3 protein-coding genes and 3 pseudogenes are annotated in these 7723 nt (G+C 52.8%); 5 read left to right on the forward strand and 1 reads right to left on the reverse strand.

The features are described 5' to 3' along the window. Together BHE85_RS07380 and yfaL are read left to right on the forward strand one after the other, a co-directional pair. A partial coding sequence (locus tag BHE85_RS07380; RefSeq protein WP_000317683.1) for an IS1 family transposase occupies positions 1 to 261 on the forward strand: 261 nt, incomplete at its 5' end. Positions 262 to 275: 14 nt separating this feature from the next. Next, a pseudogene (gene yfaL, locus BHE85_RS07390) lies at positions 276 to 3185 on the forward strand (AIDA-I family autotransporter adhesin YfaL/EhaC); the annotation flags it as partial. 127 nt (positions 3186 to 3312) lie between these two features. On the opposite strand, the gene ubiG reads toward yfaL, so the two are convergent. Next, positions 3313 to 4035: a bifunctional 2-polyprenyl-6-hydroxyphenol methylase/3-demethylubiquinol 3-O-methyltransferase UbiG gene (gene ubiG / locus BHE85_RS07395; RefSeq protein ID WP_039064178.1), complete on the reverse strand. Its 723-nt coding sequence runs from the start codon at positions 4033 to 4035 to the stop codon at positions 3313 to 3315. 146 nt (positions 4036 to 4181) lie between these two features. On the opposite strand from ubiG, the gene gyrA reads away from it, so the two are divergent. The 3 genes and pseudogenes from gyrA to BHE85_RS07410 all read left to right on the forward strand — a co-directional run. Then, positions 4182 to 6809, forward strand: a complete 2628-nt coding sequence (gene gyrA, locus BHE85_RS07400; RefSeq protein ID WP_001281242.1) for a DNA topoisomerase (ATP-hydrolyzing) subunit A — start codon at positions 4182 to 4184, stop codon at positions 6807 to 6809. Positions 6810 to 6957: 148 nt separating this feature from the next. Continuing rightward, a pseudogene (locus BHE85_RS07405) lies at positions 6958 to 7350 on the forward strand (DUF2138 family protein); the annotation flags it as partial. A gap of 54 nt (positions 7351 to 7404) precedes the next feature. Then, positions 7405 to 7723 (forward strand): annotated as a pseudogene (locus BHE85_RS07410) (transposase); the annotation flags it as partial.

The following is a 7723-nucleotide window of genomic DNA, read 5'->3' on the forward strand; positions in this document are numbered from 1 at the left end:
ACACTGGAGCGTCTTCTGAGCCTGCTGTCGGCCTTTGAGGTCGTGGTATGGATGACGGATGGCTGGCCGCTGTATGAATCACGCCTGAAGGGAAAGCTGCACGTTATCAGCAAGCGTTACACTCAGCGCATTGAGCGACATAATCTGAATCTGAGACAACATCTGGCAAGGCTGGGACGGAAGTCACTGTCGTTCTCAAAATCGGTGGAGCTGCATGACAAGGTCATCGGGCATTATCTGAACATAAAACACTATCAGTAAGTTGGAGTCATTACCCAGCAGGCTATGGAGATGGTCCTTCCACTGCGGCGGGTGGCTTTATGTATCTCGGCTTAAGTGAAGTTACCTTTGATATTGCCGACGGAAAAACGCTGGTTATCGGCAATACAGAGAATGACGGAGCTGTTGACTCTATTGCTGGTACCGGGTTGATCACCAAAACAGGTTCCGGCGATCTGGTACTTAATGCAGATAACAATGACTTTACTGGCGAGATGCAGATTGAAAACGGTGAAGTTACCCTGGGCCGCAGCAACTCCCTGATGAATGTCGGCGATACGCATTGCCAGGACGATCCGCAAGACTGCTACGGTCTGACGATAGGGAGTATTGATAAGTACCAGAATCAGGCAGAGCTAAACGTTGGCTCCACCCAACAAACCTTTGTGCACTCATTGACGGGCTTTCAGAATGGCACTTTAAATATCGATGCTGGTGGCAATGTTACTGTTAATCAAGGTAGTTTTGCTGGCACCATCGAAGGTGCTGGTCAGCTCACCATTGCGCAAAACGGCAGCTACGTGCTGTCGGGGGCGCAGTCGATGGCGCTAACCGGCGATATAGTCGTTGATGATGGTGCGGTGCTTTCGCTGGAAGGCGACGCGGCAGATCTCGCCGCTCTCCAGGACGATCCGCAGTCGATCGTGTTAAACGGCGGTGTGCTCGATCTCTCTGATTTCTCCACCTGGCAGAGCGGCACATCATACAATGATGGCCTTGAAGTCAGTGGCAGCAGCGGAACGGTTATCGGCAGTCAGGATGTGGTAGATCTTGCAGGTGGCGACAATTTGCATATCCGCGGCGACGGGAAAGATGGCGTCTACGTGGTGGTCGATGCGAGCGACGGGCAGGTAAGTCTGGCAAACAATAATAGTTATTTGGGCACAACACAAATCGCCTCCGGTACGCTGATGGTGAGCGACAACTCGCAGCTTGGAGATACCCACTATAACCGCCAGGTTATCTTTACCGATAAGCAACAAGAAAGCGTGATGGAGATTACTGCCAATGTCGATACTCGCTCTACGACGACTGAGCATGGGCGTGATATTGAAATGCGCGCCGACGGTGAAGTGGCAGTTGATGCGGGGGTAGACACGCAGTGGGGCGCACTGATGGCTGACAGCAGCGGGCAGCATCAGGATGAGGGTAGCACATTTACTAAAACGGGGGCGGGTACGCTGGAGCTGACCGCCAGCGGTACAACGCAGTCGGCAGTACGTGTCGAAGAAGGCACCCTGAAAGGCGATGTTGCGGATATCTTTCCTTATGCTTCGTCACTGTGGGTCGGTGATGGGGCGACGTTCGTTACTGGCGCGGATCAGGATATTCAGTCTATCGATGCTACTTCCAGCGGCACTATCGATATCAGCGATGGTACGGTTTTGCGTCTGACCGGGCAGGATACTTCCGTCGCCCTTAATGCCTCATTGTTTAACGGCGATGGGACGCTGGTGAATGCTACCGATGGCGTGACGTTGACAGGTGAGCTTAATACCAACCTTGAAACTGACAGCCTGACCTATCTTGCCGACGTGACGGTTAATGGTGATCTGACCAATACGTCCGGTGCGGTTAGCCTGCAAAATGGCGTCGCTGGCGATACGCTAACGGTAAACGGTGATTATACTGGCGGCGGTACGCTACTGTTCGACAGCGAATTAAACGGCGATGACTCGGTAAGCGATCAATTGGTGATGAACGGTAATACTGCTGGCAACACAACTGTGGTGGTTAACTCCATTACAGGGATTGGTGAGCCGACATCGACAGGCATTAAAGTGGTTGATTTCGCAGCTGATCCCACGCAGTTTCAAAACAATGCACAGTTCAGTCTGGCTGGCAGTGGCTACGTCAACATGGGAGCGTATGACTACACGCTAGTGGAAGATAACAACGACTGGTATCTGCGATCGCAAGAAGTAACGCCGCCATCGCCACCTGATCCAGACCCGGACCCAACACCCGATCCTGACCCAACACCCGATCCAATCCCCGCTTACCAGCCGGTGCTGAATGCCAAAGTTGGCGGTTATCTCAATAACCTGCGGGCGGCAAATCAGGCGTTTATGATGGAGCGACGCGATCACGCTGGTGGCGATGGTCAGACGCTGAATTTACGTGTTATCGGCGGACGTTATCATTACACGGCGGCAGGGCAACTGGCTCAGCAGGAAGACACTTCTACGGTGCAGCTTAGCGGCGGCTTGTTTAGCGGGCGCTGGGGCACGGATGGCGAGTGGATGCTTGGGGCGGTTGGTGGCTACAGTGATAATCAGGGCGACAGCCGCTCGAATATGACCGGAACTCGCGCCGATAACCAGAACCACGGTTATGCCGTTGGGCTGACCTCAAGCTGGTATCAGCACGGTAATTAGAAGCAGGGGGCCTGGCTGGATAGCTGGCTGCAATACGCGTGGTTTAACAATGATGTTTCCGAACATGAAGATGGCGTGGATCGTTACCATTCGTCGGGGATTATCGCCTCGCTGGAAGCCGGGTATCAGTGGTTACCGGGGCGTGGTGTGGTGATTGAACCGCAGGCGCAGGTGATTTATCAGGACGTGCAGCAGGATGATTTTACCGCCGCTAACCATGCGCGCGTGTCACAATCGCAGGGGGATGATATTCAGACGCGGCTGGGTTTACACAGCGAATGGCGTACCGCGGTTGGTGTCACACCAACATTAGATCTGAATTATTATCACGATCCCCATGCGACGGAAATTGAAGAAGATGGCAGCACTATCAGTGACGATGCGGTGAAGCGACGGGGTGAAATAAAAGTGGGAGTCACGGGCAATATCAGTCAGCGAGTGTCCCTGCGCGGCAGCGTGGCGTGGCAGAAAGGGAGTGATGATTTTGCCCAGACGGCAGGGTTTTTGTCGATGACGGTGAAATGGTAATCACTGTCTAGTCGGCACGGTTGCCGGATGCGGCGTAAACGCCTTATCCGGCCTACGGGGAGCATTTGTAGGCCTGATAAGACGCGGCAAGCGTCGCATCAGGCATTGGCTCGGCCAAACAACAACCTCACTTATTCTGCGTGTGCAGCATATAGTTCACATCCACGCCGGGGCCGAGTTTAAAAGTATTAGTGAGCGGGTTGTAATGTAGCCCAGTTATATGTCGCTCTTTAAGGCTTGTCTGATCTACCCAGCCAAGCAGTTCTGCCGGTTTAATAAACTTCTTCACATCATGCGTGCCTTTGGGCACCATGCGCAAAATATATTCCGCGCCAACCACCGCCATCAGCCATGACTTGCCGTTGCGGTTAAGCGTCGAGAAAAAGACATCGCCGCTTGGTTTCACCAGTTGCGCACAGGCTCTGACCACTGACTGCGGATCGGGGACGTGCTCCAGCATCTCCATGCAGGTCACCACATCATACTGCCCGGCATGTTTTGCCGCGTGCTCTTCCACGGTTTCCTGCACATAATCCACCTGAATGCCGCTTTCCAGCGCGTGCAGTTTTGCCACCTGCAATGGCTCAAAGCCCATATCCAGACCGGTCACCGTCGCGCCTTCGCGCGCCATACTCTCGGCCAGAATGCCGCCGCCACAACCGACATCGAGCACCTTTTTGCCAAATAAACCGCCAGCACGCTCGGCAATATAGCCCAGACGCAGCGGGTTAATGCGGTGCAACGGTTTGAACTCACCTTCAAGATCCCACCAGCGGGAGGCGACGGCTTCAAATTTAGCGATCTCTTCGTGGTCTACGTTATGGTTTTCCGGCGATTTTTCGGCATTCATTGGCACTTCTACTCCGTAATTGGCAAGACAAACGAGTATATCAGGCATTGGATGTGAATAAAGCGTATAGGTTTACCTCAAACTGCGCGGCTGTGTTATAATTTGCGACCTTTGAATCCGGGATACAGTAGAGGGATAGCGGTTAGATGAGCGACCTTGCGAGAGAAATTACACCGGTCAACATTGAGGAAGAGCTGAAGAGCTCCTATCTAGATTATGCGATGTCGGTCATTGTTGGCCGTGCGCTGCCAGATGTCCGAGATGGCCTGAAGCCGGTACACCGTCGCGTACTTTACGCCATGAACGTACTAGGCAATGACTGGAACAAAGCCTATAAAAAATCTGCCCGTGTCGTTGGTGACGTAATCGGTAAATACCATCCCCATGGTGACTCGGCGGTTTATGACACGATCGTCCGTATGGCGCAGCCATTCTCGCTGCGTTACATGCTGGTAGACGGTCAGGGTAACTTCGGTTCCATCGACGGCGACTCTGCGGCGGCAATGCGTTATACGGAAATCCGTCTGGCGAAAATTGCCCATGAACTGATGGCCGATCTCGAAAAAGAGACGGTCGATTTCGTTGATAACTATGACGGCACGGAAAAAATTCCCGACGTCATGCCAACCAAAATTCCTAACCTGCTGGTGAACGGTTCTTCCGGTATCGCCGTAGGTATGGCAACCAACATCCCGCCGCACAACCTGACGGAAGTCATCAACGGTTGTCTGGCGTATATCGATGATGAAGACATCAGCATTGAAGGGCTGATGGAACACATCCCGGGGCCGGACTTCCCGACGGCGGCAATCATTAACGGTCGTCGCGGTATTGAAGAAGCTTACCGTACCGGTCGCGGCAAGGTGTATATCCGCGCTCGCGCAGAAGTGGAAGTTGACGCCAAAACCGGTCGTGAAACCATTATCGTCCACGAAATTCCGTATCAGGTAAACAAAGCGCGCCTGATCGAGAAGATTGCGGAACTGGTAAAAGAAAAACGCGTGGAAGGCATCAGCGCGCTGCGTGACGAGTCTGACAAAGACGGTATGCGCATCGTGATTGAAGTGAAACGCGATGCGGTCGGTGAAGTTGTGCTCAACAACCTCTACTCCCAGACCCAGTTGCAGGTTTCTTTCGGTATCAACATGGTGGCATTGCACCATGGTCAGCCGAAGATCATGAACCTGAAAGACATCATCGCGGCGTTTGTTCGTCACCGCCGTGAAGTGGTGACCCGTCGTACTATTTTCGAACTGCGTAAAGCTCGCGATCGTGCTCATATCCTTGAAGCATTAGCCGTGGCGCTGGCGAACATCGACCCGATCATCGAACTGATCCGTCATGCGCCGACGCCTGCAGAAGCGAAAACTGCGCTGGTTGCTAATCCGTGGCAGCTGGGCAACGTTGCCGCGATGCTCGAACGTGCTGGCGACGATGCTGCGCGTCCGGAATGGCTGGAGCCAGAGTTCGGCGTGCGTGATGGTCTGTACTACCTGACCGAACAGCAAGCTCAGGCGATTCTGGATCTGCGTTTGCAGAAACTGACCGGCCTTGAGCACGAAAAACTGCTCGACGAATACAAAGAGCTGCTGGATCAGATCGCGGAACTGTTGCGTATTCTTGGTAGCGCCGATCGTTTGATGGAAGTGATCCGTGAAGAGCTGGAGCTGGTTCGTGAACAGTTCGGTGACAAACGTCGTACTGAAATCACCGCCAACAGCGCAGACATCAACCTGGAAGATCTGATCACTCAGGAAGATGTGGTAGTGACGCTCTCTCACCAGGGCTACGTTAAGTATCAGCCGCTTTCTGAATACGAAGCGCAGCGTCGTGGCGGGAAAGGTAAATCTGCCGCACGTATTAAAGAAGAAGACTTTATCGACCGACTGCTGGTGGCGAACACTCACGACCATATTCTGTGCTTCTCCAGCCGTGGTCGCGTCTATTCGATGAAAGTTTATCAGTTGCCGGAAGCCACTCGTGGCGCGCGCGGTCGTCCGATCGTCAACCTGCTGCCGCTGGAGCAGGACGAACGTATCACTGCGATCCTGCCAGTGACCGAGTTTGAAGAAGGCGTGAAAGTCTTCATGGCGACCGCTAACGGTACCGTGAAGAAAACTGTCCTCACCGAGTTCAACCGTCTGCGTACCGCCGGTAAAGTGGCGATCAAACTGGTTGACGGCGATGAGCTGATCGGCGTTGACCTGACCAGCGGCGAAGACGAAGTAATGCTGTTCTCCGCTGAAGGTAAAGTGGTGCGCTTTAAAGAGTCTTCTGTCCGTGCGATGGGCTGCAACACCACCGGTGTTCGCGGTATTCGCTTAGGTGAAGGCGATAAAGTCGTCTCTCTGATCGTGCCTCGTGGCGATGGCGCAATCCTCACCGCAACACAAAACGGTTACGGTAAACGTACCGCAGTGGCGGAATACCCAACCAAGTCGCGTGCGACGAAAGGGGTTATCTCCATCAAGGTTACCGAACGTAACGGTTTAGTTGTTGGCGCGGTACAGGTAGATGACTGCGACCAGATCATGATGATCACCGATGCCGGTACGCTGGTACGTACTCGCGTTTCAGAAATCAGCATCGTGGGCCGTAACACCCAGGGCGTGATCCTCATCCGTACTGCGGAAGATGAAAACGTAGTGGGTCTGCAACGTGTTGCTGAACCGGTTGACGAGGAAGATCTCGATACCATCGACGGCAGTGCCGCGGAAGGGGACGATGAAATCGCTCCGGAAGTGGACGTTGACGACGAGCCAGAAGAAGAATAATTTTACTTCTTCATGCCAAAAGGGAGCTATCTCCCTTGTTTGAATTGAAAAGTCCAGGCTGCAAAGTCTGGGCTTTTGTCGTATTAGGGCACGGTAAAGTTTGGCTGTGCCCGTAAAAAATGGCTGGCTATACACAAGGAATGTGGCAATGAGTGGTGAAAAAAAGGCGAAAGGCTGGCGGTTCTATGGTCTTGTAGGTTTTGGCGCAATAGTACTGCTTTCCGCTGGCGTCTGGGCGTTGCAATATGCTGGCAGTGGGCCAGAAAAAACGTTGTCGCCGCTGGTGATGCACAACAATCTGCAAATCGATCTCAATGAGCCGGACCTCTTTCTCGACAGCGACTCTCTGAGCCAGCTTCCCAAAGATCTCCTCACCATTCCGTTTCTCCACGATGTTCTGAGTGAAGATTTCGTTTTCTATTATCAGAATCATGCCGATCGTCTGGGCATTGAAGGCAGCATTCGTCGCATTGTCTATGAACACGATCTCACGCTGAAAGATAAACTCTTTTCGTCACTCTTAGATCAGCCTGAGGTAGCCTGAGTTTAACGGACACTCCTTCCTGAAATAGAATGGCATCAGAAGGAGCTAATAATGAGCAGAAAAAACCAACGTTACTCTAAAGAGTTCAAAGCCGAAGCTGTCAGAACGGTTCTTGAAAATCAACTTTCGATCAGTGAAGGCGCTTCCCGATTATCCCTTCCTGAAGGCACTTTAGGACAATGGGTTACCGCCGCCAGAAAAGGGCTCGGTACTCCTGGTTCCCGCACGGTGGCTGAACTGGAATCTGAAATTCTGCAACTGCGTAAGGCGTTAAATGAAGCTCGCCTTGAGCGAGATATATTAAAAAAAGCAACAGCGTATTTTGCACAGGAGTCGCTGAAAAATACGCGTTAATCGAACAATGGCGACA

Origin of the sequence: Shigella sp. FC1567, from assembly GCF_001743015.1 — a bacterium.
In the GTDB taxonomy this organism is placed as follows: Bacteria; Pseudomonadota; Gammaproteobacteria; order Enterobacterales; family Enterobacteriaceae; genus Escherichia; species Escherichia coli.

Excerpts from the sequence above, each read along its gene's own strand:
- ubiG (WP_039064178.1), bottom strand. The coding sequence starts at position 4,035 with ATGAATGCCGAAAAATCGCCGGAAAACCATAACGTAGACCACGAAGAG.
- gyrA (WP_001281242.1), top strand. The coding sequence starts at position 4,182 with ATGAGCGACCTTGCGAGAGAAATTACACCGGTCAACATTGAGGAAGAG.